We start from the raw sequence: 16,552 nt of genomic DNA on the forward strand, positions 1-16,552 counted from the left end.
GTTTTTCTTTGTTTAAAGTTACCAATCGATTGCGATTACACAACTTTAAACCTTAAACTTTAAACAAATTTTATCCTACCGAACCTTCTAAGCTTATTTCTAATAATTTTTGTGCTTCTACTGCAAATTCCATTGGTAACTTATTCAACACATCTTTACTGAAACCGTTTACGATTAAAGCAATTGCCTTTTCAGTTGGAATTCCACGTTGGTTACAATAGAAAACTTGGTCTTCACCAATTTTACTTGTTGTAGCCTCATGTTCGATTTTTGCCGATGGGTTTTTACTTTCGATATAAGGGAAAGTATGCGCTCCGCAATTGTTTCCCATTAATAAGGAGTCGCATTGCGAAAAGTTTCTGGCATTATCTGCATTTGGTCCAATTTTAACTAAACCTCTATAGCTGTTTTGTGATTTTCCGGCAGAAATTCCTTTCGAAATAATGGTCGATTTAGTGTTTTTACCTAAATGGATCATTTTTGTTCCTGTATCCGCTTGTTGGAAATTATTGGTTACCGCAATCGAATAAAATTCTCCTGTTGAATTGTCTCCTTTTAAAATAACGGATGGATATTTCCAAGTTATAGCTGAACCGGTTTCTACTTGTGTCCAAGAAATTTTTGCGTTTTTCTCGCATATTCCTCTTTTGGTTACAAAATTGAAAACCCCACCTTTTCCTTCTTTATTTCCAGGATACCAGTTTTGTACGGTTGAATATTTTATTTCGGCATCGTCTAATGCAATTAATTCTACTACTGCAGCGTGCAATTGGTTTTCATCACGACTTGGAGCCGTACAACCTTCAAGGTAACTTACATAACTACCTTCATCGGCAATTAATAATGTTCTTTCGAATTGTCCAGTTCCTGCTTGATTGATTCTAAAATAAGTTGAAAGTTCCATAGGGCAACGGACGCCTTTTGGAATATAACAGAAAGAACCATCAGAGAAAACTGCCGAATTTAGCGCTGCATAAAAGTTGTCTTTTTGTGGGACAACCGTTCCTAAATATTTACGAACTAATTCTGGATGCTCTTTGATGGCTTCAGAAATACTCATAAAGATAATTCCTTTTTCGCCTAATGTTTTCTTGAATGTTGTCGCTACTGAAACCGAATCGACTACGATATCCATCGCTACATTATTCATCATCTTTTGCTCATCGACAGAGATGCCTAACTTTTTATACATTTCTAAAAGTTCAGGATCTACATCGTCCAATGTTTTATTTGGATCTACCGCTTTTGGAGCTGAATAGTAGGAAATGGCCTGAAAATCAGGTTTGGTATAATGCACATTAGCCCATTCTGGCTCTGTCATTTGCTCCCAAGCACGAAAAGCCTCTAGACGCCAATCAGTCATCCATTGGGGTTCTCCTTTTTTTTGCGAAATAGCGCGAACGATATCTTCATTTAAACCAATAGGAAACGTTTCTGATTCTAATTCGGTGTAAAATCCGTACTCGTATTCTTTAGTTTCGAGTTCGATTTTTAAGTCGTCTTCTGTATATTTTGACATAATTTTTTGTCTTAAAGTTTTAAAGTCTAAAGTTTTAAAGTCATTAGCAGTCTTTCGACTTTATGACTTTCGACATTCGACTAAAGTGAAAATGATTCTCCGCATCCACAAGTTCTATTGGCATTTGGATTATTAAAAACAAACCCTTTACCATTTATTCCTCCTGAGAATTCTAAAATTGTTCCTGCTAAATAAAGGAAAGATTTTTTTTCTACAGCAATCGTTATATCGTTGTCAACGAATATTTTATCATCTTCGTTTTTTGTTTTATCAAATTTTAAATCATAAGACAATCCAGAACATCCGCCGCTTTTCACGCCGACTCTAACATAGTCGACCGCAGCATCAAAACCATCATCTTTCATTAGATCGATGATTTTCTTTTTTGCAGTATCAGAAACTTTTATCATATCGTTATTTTGATTTTGTCTAAATTAACCGCAAAGATACTATATAAAAACCTTTTTCCATAATTGATAACATTTATATAACTAATCTTAAAATAGAAAAAACCTATATTGACTCAATGTATTTCCTAACTTTGTTATATCTTGAAAAAAAAGTAAAAAATGAAACTATATCCTATTGAAACCGGAAATTTTAAACTTGATGGTGGCGCTATGTTTGGTGTTGTGCCAAAAACCATTTGGAATAAAACAAATCCAGCAGACGAAAATAATTTAATTGACATTGCTGCCCGCTGTTTATTAATTGAAGATGGTGATAAATTGATTTTGATTGATACCGGAATGGGAAACAAACAATCCGAGAAGTTTTTTGGCTATTACTCGCTTTGGGGAACGCATTCCATGGATAAATCGTTGGCTAAATTTGGTTTTCATCGCGATGACATCACGGATGTTTTTATGACGCATTTGCATTTTGACCATTGTGGCGGAAGTGTGCAATGGAACAAGGACAAAACGGGCTACGAACCGGCATTTAAAAACGCAAAATTCTGGAGTAATGACAACCACTGGGAGTGGGCTACAAAACCAAATCCGAGAGAAAAAGCATCTTTTCTATCAGAGAATATTTTGCCGATGCAGGAAAGTGGGCAGCTGAATTTTATCAAAAGACCCGAAGGTGATTTTCTTGAAAAATCAGAACTGGGTTTTGGTATTTTCTTTGCCGATGGTCATACAGAGAAGCAAATGATTCCTCAGATACAATACAAAGATAAAACCATCGTTTTTTGTGCTGATTTATTGGCAACAGCCGGACATGTTCCCATTCGTTATGTGATGGGTTATGACACCAGACCTTTATTGACAATGCCAGAAAAAGCAAAATTTCTAAATGCCGCTGCAGATAATAATCACTACTTGTTTTTGGAGCACGATGCCCATAACGAAATTATAACCGTAGAGAAAACGGAAAAAGGAGTTCGATTGAAAGAACGATTTACGTGTGATGCCATTTTTTAAAATTGTGTTAAACCTAAGTATTTTGTAACAAAATAATTTATTTTAGACAAATATTTAAAATTTAATATAACAATTAATGAATAGCATTAAACCAATTTATTTATCTGCATTTGCGCTATTAATATTAGCAGGATGTGGCACTTCAAAACAAGTTTCTAGTTCTAATGCAGGACTTATTGCCATTAGCGCACCTTTAAACGTAAAAAAAATTGCACCTATAAATGAAACCGACATGAAACGTTGGAGTCATTTAGATATTGTGAAAGATACTATTCCAGGAATGAGCGTTGATAGAGCATATTCTGAATTATTGAAAAATAAAAATGGGGTAAAAGTTATCGTGGGAATTGTAGATTCAGGAGTTGATATCGAGCATCAAGATTTGAAGTCTATGGTTTGGACCAATAAAAAAGAAATTGCAGGAAACGGAATGGATGATGATAAAAACGGATATATTGATGATATTCACGGTTGGAATTTCCTTGGAGATATCACCAAAGAGAATTTAGAATACGAAAGAATCATCAAAAATAAGAATCTTGTTGACGAAGAAACATATCAAGCGGCAAAAGCGTTAAATGATAAAAAAATTGCTGATGCTACAACAGGGAAAACGCGTACGGAACAAATGATTGCAACCCTAAATGAAAGTAATGCTACTTTGGTAAAACATTTTGGGAAATTAGTTTACACAATTGATGAGGTAAAAGCAATTGTTTCACAAGAGCCAGAAATGCAAAAAAGCAAAACTGCTATGCAACAAATGCTTTCTTATAATTTGCCAATTGCAGACCTGAAAGTTGCGGTACAAAAACAATTGGATGGTTTTAATGCGCTTCTAAACGGGGAAAACCTAAAAACCGATTATAGAAAAGTTTTGGGTGATAATCCGGAAGATATTACAGACACAAAATACGGAAACAACAATGTTATGGGGCCAGACAAGAATGAAATTCTTCATGGAACGCACGTTGCCGGAATTGTCGCTCAAACTAGAAATAACGCAATAGGTGGAGACGGAATAGCTAACAATGTTGAAATCTTAACCGTTCGTGCCGTACCAGACGGAGATGAGTATGATAAAGATATAGCACTTGGAATACGTTATGCGGTTGATAATGGGGCCAAAGTAATTAACGGAAGTTTTGGAAAAAGCTTTTCACCACACAAACAATGGGTTTATGATGCGATCAAATATGCCGAGAAAAAAGATGTATTAATTGTTCATGCAGCTGGTAATGATGCAAAAGATATCGATACTGAAAACAATTTCCCTAATGATTCTGATGATAAAGTAACGGAGTTTGCTGATAATGTAATTACCATTGGAGCATTAAACTTTGAATACGGAAATAAAGTAGTGGCACGATTTTCTAATATTGGAAAAGTTAATGTAGACGTTTTTGCTCCAGGAGTAAAAATTTACGCTACAACACCAAATGACACATACAAATACTTACAAGGAACATCAATGGCTTCGCCAAATGTAGCCGGCGTTGCAGCATTAATTCGTTCCTATTATCCAAAATTATCTGCAAAGCAAGTCAAACACATTTTGATGGATTCTGGTGTAGCAATTACAACGGATGTGATTGTTGGAGGAAAACCTGTTGACACACGTTCTTTTACTACTTTGTCTAAATCAGGAAAAATAGTAAATGCTTACAATGCTTTACTGATGGCAGAGAAAATGTCGAAATAATTGTTACAAATTTTTATAAATGGAAGGGCAATTTGTCCTTCCATTTTTATTTTAACCAATTTGGAAAACACTTTAATTTATTTTTTTACATTCGTCAAATCTTAACAGAGTGTTAATCCATCTGTATTCTGTTGTAAAAAGACATAATTTAGGCGCCACATTTAATTTAAAAATTTATAAATGAATACGATTAAACCAATATATTTTTCTGCTATTGCTTTTTTTGCATTAGCGGCATGTAGCGCTCAAAAACAAGTTTCTAAAACTACTTCGCCTATAACAGTTAGTTCTCCTTTAATTATTAAGAAAGTTGCCCCTATAAGTGATGTTGATTTAAAACGTTGGAGTCATTTAGATTTAGTAAAAGATACCATTCCGGGAATGAGCGTTGATAAAGCGTATGCTGAATTATTAAAAAATAAAAAAGGGGTGAAAGTTATTGTGGGAATTGTGGATTCAGGCGTTGATATTGATCATGAAGACTTAAAATCGGTGATTTGGACCAATACCAATGAAATTCCCGGTAACGGAATTGACGATGACAAAAATGGGTTTGTCGATGATATTCACGGTTGGAATTTCCTAGGGGATTCAGGATTTGAAAATTTAGAGATGACCCGTATTCTGAAAAAAGCAGATGATGGTTCAGTGGCGTATAAAAATGCTAAAGCAGATTATGAAAAGAAGTACAAAGAAGCATTGGAAGGGAAACAACAAGTAGATTTTCTTTTGAATACCAATAAAACAATTCAAACGTATTTAAAGAAAGACGATTATACACTTGAAGAACTGAATGCAATTGTCACTACTAATGAAGAGTTGAATAAAAGCAAAATGATTATGACTCGCGTTATTGGGCAGTCAGGTCCAAAATTCAGTGCTGATATAGAAGAATACAGAAAGTACGTTTACGACCAATTAAACTACAATTTAAATAAAGAATTTAACGGTAGAAAATCAGTTGGTGACAATCCGGATGATATAAACGATACTAAATACGGTAACAATATAGTTTACGGACCGGATAAAGAAGAAGCCATGCACGGAACACACGTTGCAGGAATTATTGCTCAGGTAAGAAACAACAATGTTGGCGGTGACGGAGTTGCAAACAATGTTGAAATTATGGCAGTAAGAGCTGTTCCTAACGGAGACGAATATGATAAAGATATTGCTTTAGCCATTCGTTATGCGGCAGATAACGGAGCAAAAGTCATCAATGGAAGTTTTGGAAAAAGCTATTCTCCACACAAGCAATGGGTTTTTGATGCTATAAAATATGCGGAGAAGAAAGATGTTTTATTCGTACACGCAGCAGGAAATGATGGAAGCGATATTGATTTAGAAAAAAATATCAATTTTCCAAATGATTCTGAAGACAACAAAATCGAGTTTGCCAGTAATGTTCTTACGGTTGGAGCGTTAAATAATGTTTATGGACCAACTGTAGTGGCGCCATTTTCTAATTACGGTTCTATCAATGTAGATGTGTATGCTCCAGGAATGGAAATTTATGCTTCGGTTCCAAATAACAAATACAAGTACGAGCAGGGAACATCAATGGCGTCACCAAATGCGGCCGGAGTTGCAGCATTGGTTCGTTCGTATTATCCTAAATTATCAGCGAAGCAAGTGAAACAAATCCTTATGGATTCTGGAACACCATTGCCAGCATCAGTAGAATTAGGAGAAAATAATGATAAAAAATCAGCAGCCGATACGTCAAAATCAGGAAAAATGATCAATGCTTATAATGCGCTGATTCTTGCAGATGCATTATCTAAAAATATTTAAAATAATAAATTTACTAATCCAATGGAAGGACAGCTGTTCTTCCATTTTTTATTACAAAAATGATGAGAAAACTCTTTTTACTATCTTTTATCACGCTTAATTTTTGTGCCGCATTTGCCCAAACCACGGGATATTGGCAACAACACGTTGATTATAAAATGGACGTGACTATGAACGTCAAAAATTACCAATACAAAGGAAAACAGGAATTGGTTTATACCAATAATTCCACCGATACTTTGAAAAAAGTATTTTATCATTTGTATCCAAATGCGTTCCAACCCGGAAGTGAGATGGATGCCAGAATCCAAACGATAAAAGATCCGGATGCCAGAATGGTCAACAAAATAAAAGTGGATGGCAAAGACGTAAAAGAAAGCCGAATCAAAAATTTGAAGCCCAACGAAATTGGGTTTTTGAATATCACTAATTTCAAACAAGACGGAGTTAATGCTGATGCAAAAGCGGTAGGAACGATTCTCGAAGTTACTTTGGCAAAGCCAATATTACCCAACTCAAAAACTACTTTCACATTAGATTTTGACGGTCAGGTTCCGATACAAATTCGTCGTTCGGGAAGAAACAATGTAGAAGGAGTGGAATTATCAATGTCACAATGGTATCCAAAAATCGCCGAATTTGATTTCGAAGGCTGGCATGCGGATCCTTATATCGCGAGAGAATTTCATGGTGTTTGGGGAAATTTTGACGTAAATATTACCATTGATAAGGAATATACTTTAGGTGGTTCCGGTTATTTGCAAAACCAAAATGAAATTGGGAAAGGATATCAAGATGCAGGAGTTACGGTTGTCTATCCAAAGAAAACGAAAACATTGACTTGGCATTTTATTGCGCCAATGGTACATGATTTTACTTGGGCTGCCGATAAAAATTACATGCATGATGTGGTAAAAGGACCTAATAATGTTGATTTGCATTTCTTGTATAAAAACAATCCAAAGACTGCAGAAAACTGGAAAAAGCTAGAGCCTTTGATGATTAATGTGATGGATTTTTACAATAAGAAAATCGGGGATTATCCGTACAAGCAATACTCCTTTATACAAGGTGGCGATGGCGGAATGGAATATGCCATGTGTACTTTGATGCTAGGAAATGGAACTTTGGAAGGAATTTTGGGAACGGCAACGCATGAGTTGGGACATTCTTGGTTTCAACATATTTTAGCTTCAAATGAATCAAAACATCCTTGGATGGATGAAGGATTCACTACGTATGTAGAAGATTTTGTGCTGAACGAAATGGCAGTTAAAGAGGAAAAAAATCCTTTTAAAGGGAATTATGCCGCCTATTATAAGTTAGTAGAATCCGGGAAAGAGCAACCGCAAACTACGCATGGCGATCGTTACGATGAAAACAGACCTTATAGTATTTCGTCCTACGTAAAAGGAAGCATTTTCTTATCTCAATTGGGTTACGTGATTGGACAGGATAACTTAGCCAAAACGATAAAGAGATATTACCACGATTTCAAGTTCAAACATCCTACGCCAAATGACATCAAAAGAACGGCTGAAAGAGTTTCTGGAGCAAATTTAGATTGGTATTTAGTAGATTGGACCGAAACTGCAAACACAATAGATTACGGTATAAAAGACGTAAAAGATAATGCCGATAAAACGGTTGTTACTTTAGAAAGAATAGGTAGAATGCCAATGCCAATTGATTTGACTGTTGAATATACGGATGGAACAACAGAAAGTTTTTATGTTCCGTTGCGCATGATGAGTTTCGAAAAAGAAAATCCTAATCCGGCTGTAAAAAGGACGGTTTTAAATGATTGGACTTGGGCGCATCCTACGTATGAGTTTATTATTTCTAAACCGAAAACAACGATCAAGAAAATCACCATCGACCCAAGTGGTTTAATGGCTGATGTAAAGCAAGCTAATAATGTTTATGAAATAAAGTAATTTTAAAAAGCCCTGAAAAAAGGGCTTTTTTTATGTTTTGTTTTTTCTTAATTCACTTGAAGGTTGTCTAGTTTTTTTCTAGTTTCGGGAAATTCTTTAATTGATAGCGCTTTTTTGTAAAGATTAATTGCGTTTGCTTTATCCTTTTTAGCATCATAAAAATCTCCAAGAGAATCATAAACATTAAAACTTTCAGGATAATTAGCAACATTTAATTTAAATAAAGATTCAGCTTCTTCAAAATGTTTTAAGCCTAATGCTTGATATCCAAGAGTATTTATCAGACCTTCTGGAACTTTTACCTCGTACCCAAATTTCTTTGATAAGTCTGCATAATGTGTTTCAATTTTAGATAGTAATTCCTTATTAACGTTCATATAGTCAAACACGGTTAGCTTTAATTTATAGTAATCAAAAATAAAACGAAGCGCATCATATTCGGTAATTAATGTTACAGAGTTATGGTCATCATCATTATAATATTTGGACTTGTATTTTAATTGGTTTTGCTTATTTACACTCAAATAGTTATCTAACTCCAAAATGGACCGAATATGTTTTGTGATATCAGATTTGTCCTTTTTGACTTTTGTGATATCCATTCCTTTTTCCATGGTATTGGCAATTCCTAAAAACAAGGAGACATTTGGGTATTTAGTGATAGATAAGGCGTTTTTAGTTTCCTTTAAAAGCTTTTTATTGTCCCACCACATACTGGGATCAATAGCAACGTAAGCGTTGAATAGATTGGTATGATGAATTAAGGTATTCATAACGGTCAAACCTCCTAAAGAATGTCCGATCAACATTCGATAGGGTTCAGTTGGATATAATGAATCAATATGTGGCATTAGTTCTTTTTCTATAAAAGAAATGAATTTTTCACCTCCACCACTATTTTTAGCAGCAGTGCTATCCTTCATCATTGACAGATCAGATTTAATATGTGTTGGGGTTAGATCTCTTGTCCTGTCGGTATTTGGGATACCTACTACAATCATTTCTGGAAAATTAGTATTGCCGCCTATTGCACTTAGTTGTTCAATCATTCCAACAATTGAATTAAAATGAGCATCGCCATCTAATATATAAATAACAGGATAGCGTTGTTTAGAAAAAATACCGCTTTGATCATTATTGGGAATATGGATCAAGATCTTTCGCTGTTCCTTTAATATTTTTGAATAAACGCTATCAAGGGTACCTATTTCAATTTTATTATTTTTTTGAGCATTTGCACAAAAAGACAGAAATATTAGGGTGAAGGAGAGAAGAATTTTTTTCATAGCGAGGAATTATGGTTTAAAATTAAAGGGATGAAATGTGTTTCTTTTTTATTTAAAATTCTAACAACTCAAAAGTAAGATTTTTTTTAATATTACAATTGAATTTCACATGATATTATTTGTTAATCAGATAGTTAGTAGTTTTCTTATTGATTTTTTTTTGGAATAAATAGGAGATACAAGGATTTTATTTGTTTAAACGAAAAATGTCTGATTTTAAAATCGGTTTCATCACCACAATTTTAAAATCAGACATTTTAAATCAAAGACAAAAGTCTATTTCAAATGCTCCAACATATCCACGGTCATACTTTCCAAATCAAATTTATGTTTCCAGTTCCAATCTTTTCTGGCTTCAGCATCATCGATGCTCGCTGGCCAGCTGTCGGCTATTTTTTGACGGAAGTCAGGTTCGTAAGAAATAGTAAAATCAGGAATGTGTTTTTTGATTTCAGCAGCAATTTCTGTCGGAGTAAAACTCATTGCGGCGAGATTATAAGCAGAACGAATTTTTATTTGTTCGGCTGGCGCTTGCATAATTTGTATCGTTGCTGCAATGGCATCGTCCATATACATCATTGGCATTTTGGTTTCGGAAGATAAAAAACATTCGTATTTTCCGTCACTTAAAGCCTTGTGATAAATATCTACCGCATAATCAGTCGTTCCACCACCCGGAGGCGATGACCAGCTGATTAATCCCGGATAACGTACACTTCGAACATCTACACCAAATATATTATGGTAATATTCGCACCATCTTTCGCCGGCTTGTTTACTGATTCCGTAAACCGTTGAAGGTTCCATGATGGTATATTGCGGGGTATTTTCTTTAGGAGTTGTAGGACCAAAAACAGCAATGCTAGAAGGCCAGAATATCTTTTTTATTTTTTTGGCTTTCGCCAAATTCAAAACGTGAAACAACGAATTCATATTCAAATCCCAAGCAAAAGCAGGGTTTTTCTCAGCCGTTGCAGATAATAATGCGGCCATTAAATAAATTTCATCAATTTGATGAACTTCGACAAGATGTTCAATCTGATTAAAATCTAATGCATTCACTACTTCAAAAGGACCTGAATTTACCACGTCAATATTCAGTTTTCGGATGTCAGAAGCAATTACATTATCGGTTCCATATATCTTTCTTAGTTTATGGGTAAGCTCCGTTCCAATTTGTCCGCAAGCGCCTATAATTAATATTTTAGTACTCATTTTGTTTGTTTTAGAAATTCAAAGATAACGTTTTCGTAAATAACATAATTTTGGATAAAAATATTATTAAATTCTTAAAATGATATTCATAATCGTAATTAAATTATTAATATTTATAATTTAAAACATAAAAAAATCATCTGAAATAGTAGATTGTTATTTGAAAAGCGCAAATGAGATATAAATTAAATTCAAAGCTTTTTTGAGAGATAAAAATCTCCAATACTTTTCTATGGTTATTCCCAATTCTGTAATTCGTTATTGTAAATTTACTTTGTAACTTTGTCCTTTAATGTATTTACTTATGAAATATAAATTAGCGTGCTTTTTTTTTATGATTGTGATTTTGTCTGCGTGCAAAAATGACAATCAAAAACGATTAGCAGAAAATGAAAAACAGGCTAAAAAAAATGAACTCATTTTTTCAAATATAAACAAAGGCTGGGTTTTTTATGACACGCCTATTAATTCAACGTCTGAGGCTACAGTAGCCAGCTGGAACGAATTGCGAATATTTTTTGCGGAATTAGTCGTTAAACCTAAAAAAACAATCGGAGCGTTTCAAAAAAAATCAAAAGCATTGTCTAAAAAAGTAATGGCTTTAAATGAAAATATTCCTTCACAGTTCAACAAACCTCAAATAAAAAGTAGGGTTTCCACTTTAATTACCAAGGTTAGATTGTTGGATTTATTCCTTAATCTGGATAAAATTCCGGATCAAAAAGTAATTGTTTTGGTTTCAGAAATCAATGCGGAGCTCGTTTCCTTGCAAAGACAAATGGACAAAATTGTAGAAAAAAGTAAAATTCCCGTCGAAGAAGGAGAATCGGAATTAATGAAAATGATGGATACTTCCAGAGCAATTCCGAATACACCAACCGATCCAAATCTACCACGCGTTGAGTAAAAAAGCTTTATATAACACCTACGATGATTCTCCAAAAACCCAGCAGATTGTTGCTCGTTTGCACGAGAATAATCAAGTAAAAATGCATCTTGATGGATTATTGGGATCTGCGATTTCTTTTGTCATTCGTTCTGTTTTCAAGAAAGCAGAACTTCCTTTTTTAATTGTTTTTAATGATAAAGAAGAAGCCGCTTACTATTTGAACGATTTGGAACAAATGATTGGTGACCAGGATGTTTTGTTTTACCCGGGTTCCTACCGTCGTCCGTACCAAATTGAAGAAACCGATAATGCGAATGTTTTACTTCGCGCCGAAGTCCTGAACAGAATCAATTCCCGCAAAAAACCGGCAGTTATTGTCACCTATCCCGAAGCATTATTCGAGAAAGTGGTAACCCGAAAAGAATTGGATAAAAACACGTTGAAAGTTGCTGTTGGAGACAAGATTTCTATTGATTTTATTAATGAAGTATTGTTCGAATATGAATTCAAAAGAGTAGATTTCATTACGGAACCCGGAGAATTTTCGGTTCGTGGAGGAATTGTCGATGTTTTTTCATTTTCCAATGATAATCCGTATCGAATTGAGTTTTTTGGAGATGAAGTCGAAAGCATCCGTAGTTTTGATGTAGCCACCCAATTGTCGATTTTGCAACAAAAGAAAATTACGATAATTCCAAATGTAGAAAATAAATTTTTTCAGGAAAATAGAGAAAGCTTCTTGGATTATATTTCGGGGAAAACCGTTATTTTTATTCAAAACACTGAATATCTTTTATCACAATTAGACAAACAATTTGCGAAGGCCGAAGAAGCTTTTGCTAAATTGTCGCAGGAAATAAAACGTTCGACACCAGAACAATTGTTCTTAAACCAAACGGAGTTTATAAAAAGAGCGTTGGATTTCTCGATTGTGGAATTGAGTTCGAAGGCTATTTTTAGAACCACCAAAAAATTCGAATACCACATTCAGCCACAACCGTCATTCAACAAACAGTTTGATTTATTATTGAATAATCTGAATGAAAATCATTTCAATGGTTATAAAAATTATTTGTTTTGTTCTAGTGAAGCCCAAGCCAAACGATTTCATGATATTTTTGAAACCTTGGATGAAGCGAATTCTGAGAATGTCAGGAAACAATATCATACCGTTGTTTTGCCTTTGTACCAAGGATTTATCGACGCGGAAAACCAAATAGCCTGTTACACTGATCATCAAATTTTTGAACGCTACCATAAATTTAATATTAAAAGTGGCTATTCAAAAAAGCAAAACATCACTTTAAAAGAACTGACTACTTTATCCGTTGGGGATTATGTGACGCACATTGACCACGGAATCGGGCGATTTGGAGGATTACAAAAAATACAAGTAGAAGGTAAAACGCAAGAAGCAATCAAACTTGTTTATGCCGATAATGATATTGTATATGTAAGCATTCATTCGCTGCACAAAATTTCAAAATACAACGGAAAAGACGGCACGCCACCCAAAATTTACAAATTGGGTTCGAATGCCTGGAAGATTTTAAAACAAAAAACAAAGGCACGCGTCAAACATATTGCATTCAATTTAATTCAGTTGTATGCCAAGCGAAGATTGGAAAAAGGATTCCAATTTGCGCCCGACAGTTATTTACAAAATGAACTGGAAAGTTCGTTTATTTACGAAGATACACCGGACCAAACCAAATCGACGGCAGAAGTAAAAGCCGATATGGAAAGTGACCGCCCGATGGATCGGTTGGTTTGTGGTGATGTGGGTTTTGGTAAAACCGAGGTGGCTATTCGTGCGGCTTTCAAAGCAGTCGACAACAGCAAACAAGTTGCGATATTGGTTCCTACAACCATTTTGGCATACCAACATTACAGAACTTTTACGGAACGATTGAAAGATATGCCAGTTTCTGTGGGGTATTTAAATCGTTTTAGGACCGCCAAACAAAAAGCGGAAACCTTAAAATTATTAGCCGAAGGAAAACTCGATATTGTTATTGGAACACACCAATTGGTCAATAAAAATGTTGTTTTCAAAGACCTTGGATTGTTGATTGTGGATGAGGAGCAAAAATTTGGTGTCAACGTAAAAGACAAACTCAAAACCATCGCTGCCAATGTGGATACGCTGACGTTGACTGCAACGCCAATTCCGAGAACCTTGCAGTTTTCCTTAATGGCAGCGAGAGATTTATCCGTAATAACCACACCTCCACCTAATCGCTATCCTATTGAGACGAATGTAGTTGGTTTTAGTGAAGAGTTGATTCGGGATGCAATTTCGTATGAAATTCAGCGCAACGGTCAGGTTTTCTTTATCAATAATCGCATAGAAAACATCAAGGAAGTGGCTGGAATGATTCAGCGTTTGGTGCCCAATGCCAGAGTTGGAATTGGTCACGGCCAAATGGAAGGAAGAAAACTGGAAGAATTGATGTTGGCTTTCATGAACGGAGAATTTGATGTTTTGGTTGCCACCACAATTATCGAAAGCGGACTAGATGTTCCAAACGCGAACACTATTTTTATCAATAATGCGAATAATTTTGGATTGTCTGATTTGCATCAAATGCGCGGTCGCGTAGGACGTAGCAACAAGAAAGCGTTTTGTTATTTTATTTGTCCTCCATATTCAGCCATGACGGATGATGCTAGAAAACGAATTCAGGCATTGGAACAGTTCAGTGAATTGGGAAGCGGATTTAATATTGCAATGAAAGATTTAGAGATTCGTGGTGCGGGAGATTTACTAGGAGGCGAACAAAGTGGTTTTATCAACGAGATTGGTTTTGATACCTATCAAAAAATCATGAACGAAGCCATCGATGAATTGAAAGAAAATGAATTCAAGGATTTGTATCCTGAGGAAAACAATTTGGAAACCAAAGAATACGTCAAAGACCTGCAAATCGATACCGATTTTGAGTTGTTATTCTCGGATGAATACATCAATAATGTTTCGGAGCGATTGAGTTTGTACAATGAATTGGGTACGGTGAAAAACGAAGAAGAACTCATTATTTTCCAGAATAAACTGATTGATCGTTTTGGTCCTTTGCCACCACGAGCTAATGCTTTAATGAATAGCATTAGAATTAAATGGATTGCGACTCGCATTGGAATTGAGAAATTGGTGATGAAACAAGGCAAGATGATTGGGTATTTTGTGTCAGATCAACAATCGGATTATTATCAATCCAATCGTTTTCAGGATGTTTTGCAGTTTGTGCAAAAACACAGTTCTATTTGTAAAATGAAAGAAAAACAAACGCCAGCTGGTTTAAGGCTTTTGTTGACTTTTGACAATGTGAAGAATACTAGAACAGCTTTAGAATTTATGCTGATGTTGGGTGAATAGGTGGGAAATAGCTGTTTTTACTATATAAAAAGAGGGATTGATTTTCAATGAATCAATCCCTCTTTTGTTTTTTAAATATATATTTCTAATTCTTCAAATCCTTAATCACTTTAAAAGCAACATCAACTTGATCTTCACTTACCAATATAGTAAACTCATTTGAAGTAGAAATTACTTCGTTGATAATAATTCCTTCCCAAGCCAATCGCTGGAAAATGAAATAGTAAATCCCGGGAACAACGATATTTTCTTTTGGTAATTTTACAGTAATTGAAGCGAGATTGTCTAGTTTTTGAATTAATTTCTCCGTCGCAAAGTGTTTGTCAACCAAATGGGTTACGCTGTTGCTTACCACAATATTAGTTTCGTTAACACCTCTTGATGAAGTGTAAAAAATATCTGGAAAAGAATTAATATCAGTAATTAAATCAGCTTGTTTGTTTAAAACAGTTTCAGATGCTGCAAAAGTAAAATCGGTCAGTGCGGAGCGAACAGTGATTTCGCCAATGTTTTTTATTACTTTATTGATTTTATGATTTAGTCTAAAATCTAGTTCTTCGGTTAATCTTTTTAGTGCCATAACGACCGCGCCTTGCTTAACCTCTTTGCCAAATTCACTTTCTAATTCGGTCATTATATTTCTGGATAATGAAGTCAGATTGATAATTCCAAGAGATAAAGCATTAAGTAAGAAAGGCTTAGTTTTGATGTAGTTTTCTACAATAGAAGAAACAGTTTTCATAGTTGTACGGGTTTAGTTTTTTTGGTAAATAGTTGTAGTTAGTAAATAGTTGTGTTAAAAACCAATGCAAATATAATAAAAAAACAATTTGTTACAAATACAACATTAAAAATTTATCATTAAAAATGATAAAAAGCGTCGATAAGGTGCTCAATTACAAAAGATTTACCTTCTTTATGGATGGCAATGATGTCAAAACGGACGTCAATGTCTAAATTTCGTTCGTTTACATAGGCGTTAACTGCTTTTAGTAAAAGTTGAATTTTTTTTGGTTTTACAAAATCTTGTGGTAAACCAAATTCGAGGGACGAACGGGTTTTTACTTCAACAACTGCAAGCGTGTTTTCTTTCTTGGCAAGGATGTCGATTTCCGCTTTTTGAAAAGTCCAGTTGGTTTCCAGTATAGTATAACCATCTTTTTTCAGGTATTCAACGGCTAATTCTTCTCCAATTTTTCCAAGTTCGTTGTGTTCAGCCATGAGGATAGTATTCAGTTTTCAGTCTCAGTTTTCAGTTTGAATAGAGTTGCACTCAGAAATAGTGTTCAGTATTCAGTCGCAGTATTCAGTTTGAATAGACTTGCGATAAAAATAGTGTTTTCTATTTAGTTTGTAAACTTCTGCAATCAAAAATAGGTAATCATTAATCTGCAATAAATAAGAGTT

General features: G+C 34.6%; 12 protein-coding genes. 6 read left to right on the top strand and 6 right to left on the bottom strand.

The genetic code is table 11. The annotated features are described in order from the left end of the window. Window positions 1-70: 70 nt before the first annotated feature. Window positions 71-1,519 (bottom strand): Fe-S cluster assembly protein SufB, encoded by a 1,449-nt coding sequence (gene sufB / locus ACFX5F_RS00095; RefSeq protein WP_379848739.1) that lies wholly within the window; start codon window positions 1,517-1,519, stop codon window positions 71-73. An 80-nt stretch (window positions 1,520-1,599) separates the two neighbouring features. After that, window positions 1,600-1,929, bottom strand: coding sequence for a HesB/IscA family protein (locus ACFX5F_RS00100; RefSeq protein ID WP_379848741.1), 330 nt, complete (start codon window positions 1,927-1,929; stop codon window positions 1,600-1,602). A gap of 159 nt (window positions 1,930-2,088) precedes the next feature. Between ACFX5F_RS00100 and ACFX5F_RS00105 the strand changes: the two genes are divergently transcribed. From ACFX5F_RS00105 to ACFX5F_RS00120, 4 genes are all read left to right on the top strand, one after another. Continuing rightward, entirely contained in the window at window positions 2,089-2,946 is an 858-nt protein-coding gene (locus ACFX5F_RS00105; RefSeq protein ID WP_379848743.1) for an MBL fold metallo-hydrolase, read from the top strand. A gap of 76 nt (window positions 2,947-3,022) precedes the next feature. Continuing rightward, a complete protein-coding gene (locus tag ACFX5F_RS00110) occupies window positions 3,023-4,648 on the top strand; it encodes a S8 family peptidase (protein WP_379848745.1) in 1,626 nt (541 codons plus the stop codon). Window positions 4,649-4,828: 180 nt separating this feature from the next. Continuing rightward, on the top strand, window positions 4,829-6,442 hold the full coding sequence (locus tag ACFX5F_RS00115; RefSeq protein WP_379848747.1) for a S8 family peptidase: 1,614 nt from the start codon (window positions 4,829-4,831) through the stop codon (window positions 6,440-6,442). A gap of 62 nt (window positions 6,443-6,504) precedes the next feature. Next, window positions 6,505-8,379: a M1 family metallopeptidase gene (locus tag ACFX5F_RS00120; protein WP_379849769.1), complete on the top strand. Its 1,875-nt coding sequence runs from the start codon at window positions 6,505-6,507 to the stop codon at window positions 8,377-8,379. Window positions 8,380-8,426: 47 nt separating this feature from the next. Here ACFX5F_RS00120 and ACFX5F_RS00125 read toward each other — a convergent pair whose 3' ends face one another. Beyond that, the gene (locus ACFX5F_RS00125; RefSeq protein WP_379848749.1) at window positions 8,427-9,665 is read right to left on the bottom strand and encodes an alpha/beta hydrolase-fold protein; all 1,239 of its coding nucleotides are present in this window, start codon (window positions 9,663-9,665) and stop codon (window positions 8,427-8,429) included. A 276-nt stretch (window positions 9,666-9,941) separates the two neighbouring features. Continuing rightward, window positions 9,942-10,880 (bottom strand): L-threonine 3-dehydrogenase, encoded by a 939-nt coding sequence (locus ACFX5F_RS00130; protein WP_379848751.1) that lies wholly within the window; start codon window positions 10,878-10,880, stop codon window positions 9,942-9,944. A gap of 304 nt (window positions 10,881-11,184) precedes the next feature. Here ACFX5F_RS00130 and ACFX5F_RS00135 point away from each other — a divergent pair, with 304 nt between their 5' ends. Next, on the top strand, window positions 11,185-11,787 hold the full coding sequence (locus ACFX5F_RS00135) for a hypothetical protein (protein ID WP_379848753.1): 603 nt from the start codon (window positions 11,185-11,187) through the stop codon (window positions 11,785-11,787). Continuing rightward, window positions 11,780-15,145: a transcription-repair coupling factor gene (gene mfd, locus ACFX5F_RS00140; RefSeq protein ID WP_379848755.1), complete on the top strand. Its 3,366-nt coding sequence runs from the start codon at window positions 11,780-11,782 to the stop codon at window positions 15,143-15,145. Before ACFX5F_RS00135 ends, mfd begins: the two co-directional genes overlap by 8 nt. A gap of 85 nt (window positions 15,146-15,230) precedes the next feature. Here mfd and ACFX5F_RS00145 read toward each other — a convergent pair whose 3' ends face one another. Beyond that, a complete protein-coding gene (locus ACFX5F_RS00145) occupies window positions 15,231-15,887 on the bottom strand; it encodes an aspartate kinase (RefSeq protein WP_073209221.1) in 657 nt (218 codons plus the stop codon). A gap of 119 nt (window positions 15,888-16,006) precedes the next feature. Beyond that, on the bottom strand, window positions 16,007-16,366 hold the full coding sequence (locus ACFX5F_RS00150) for a YraN family protein (RefSeq protein ID WP_379848757.1): 360 nt from the start codon (window positions 16,364-16,366) through the stop codon (window positions 16,007-16,009). Between the last annotated feature and the right edge of the window lie 186 nt (window positions 16,367-16,552).

It is taken from the genome of Flavobacterium zhoui (assembly GCF_042787235.1).
Taxonomy (GTDB): domain Bacteria; phylum Bacteroidota; class Bacteroidia; order Flavobacteriales; family Flavobacteriaceae; genus Flavobacterium; species Flavobacterium zhoui.

Excerpts from the sequence above, each read along its gene's own strand:
- ACFX5F_RS00125 (WP_379848749.1), bottom strand. The coding sequence starts at position 9,665 with ATGAAAAAAATTCTTCTCTCCTTCACCCTAATATTTCTGTCTTTTTGT.
- ACFX5F_RS00100 (WP_379848741.1), bottom strand. The coding sequence starts at position 1,929 with ATGATAAAAGTTTCTGATACTGCAAAAAAGAAAATCATCGATCTAATG.
- ACFX5F_RS00145 (WP_073209221.1), bottom strand. The coding sequence starts at position 15,887 with ATGAAAACTGTTTCTTCTATTGTAGAAAACTACATCAAAACTAAGCCT.
- ACFX5F_RS00130 (WP_379848751.1), bottom strand. The coding sequence starts at position 10,880 with ATGAGTACTAAAATATTAATTATAGGCGCTTGCGGACAAATTGGAACG.
- ACFX5F_RS00120 (WP_379849769.1), top strand. The coding sequence starts at position 6,505 with ATGAGAAAACTCTTTTTACTATCTTTTATCACGCTTAATTTTTGTGCC.
- ACFX5F_RS00135 (WP_379848753.1), top strand. The coding sequence starts at position 11,185 with ATGAAATATAAATTAGCGTGCTTTTTTTTTATGATTGTGATTTTGTCT.
- ACFX5F_RS00105 (WP_379848743.1), top strand. The coding sequence starts at position 2,089 with ATGAAACTATATCCTATTGAAACCGGAAATTTTAAACTTGATGGTGGC.
- ACFX5F_RS00110 (WP_379848745.1), top strand. The coding sequence starts at position 3,023 with ATGAATAGCATTAAACCAATTTATTTATCTGCATTTGCGCTATTAATA.
- ACFX5F_RS00115 (WP_379848747.1), top strand. The coding sequence starts at position 4,829 with ATGAATACGATTAAACCAATATATTTTTCTGCTATTGCTTTTTTTGCA.
- ACFX5F_RS00150 (WP_379848757.1), bottom strand. The coding sequence starts at position 16,366 with ATGGCTGAACACAACGAACTTGGAAAAATTGGAGAAGAATTAGCCGTT.
- sufB (WP_379848739.1), bottom strand. The coding sequence starts at position 1,519 with ATGTCAAAATATACAGAAGACGACTTAAAAATCGAACTCGAAACTAAA.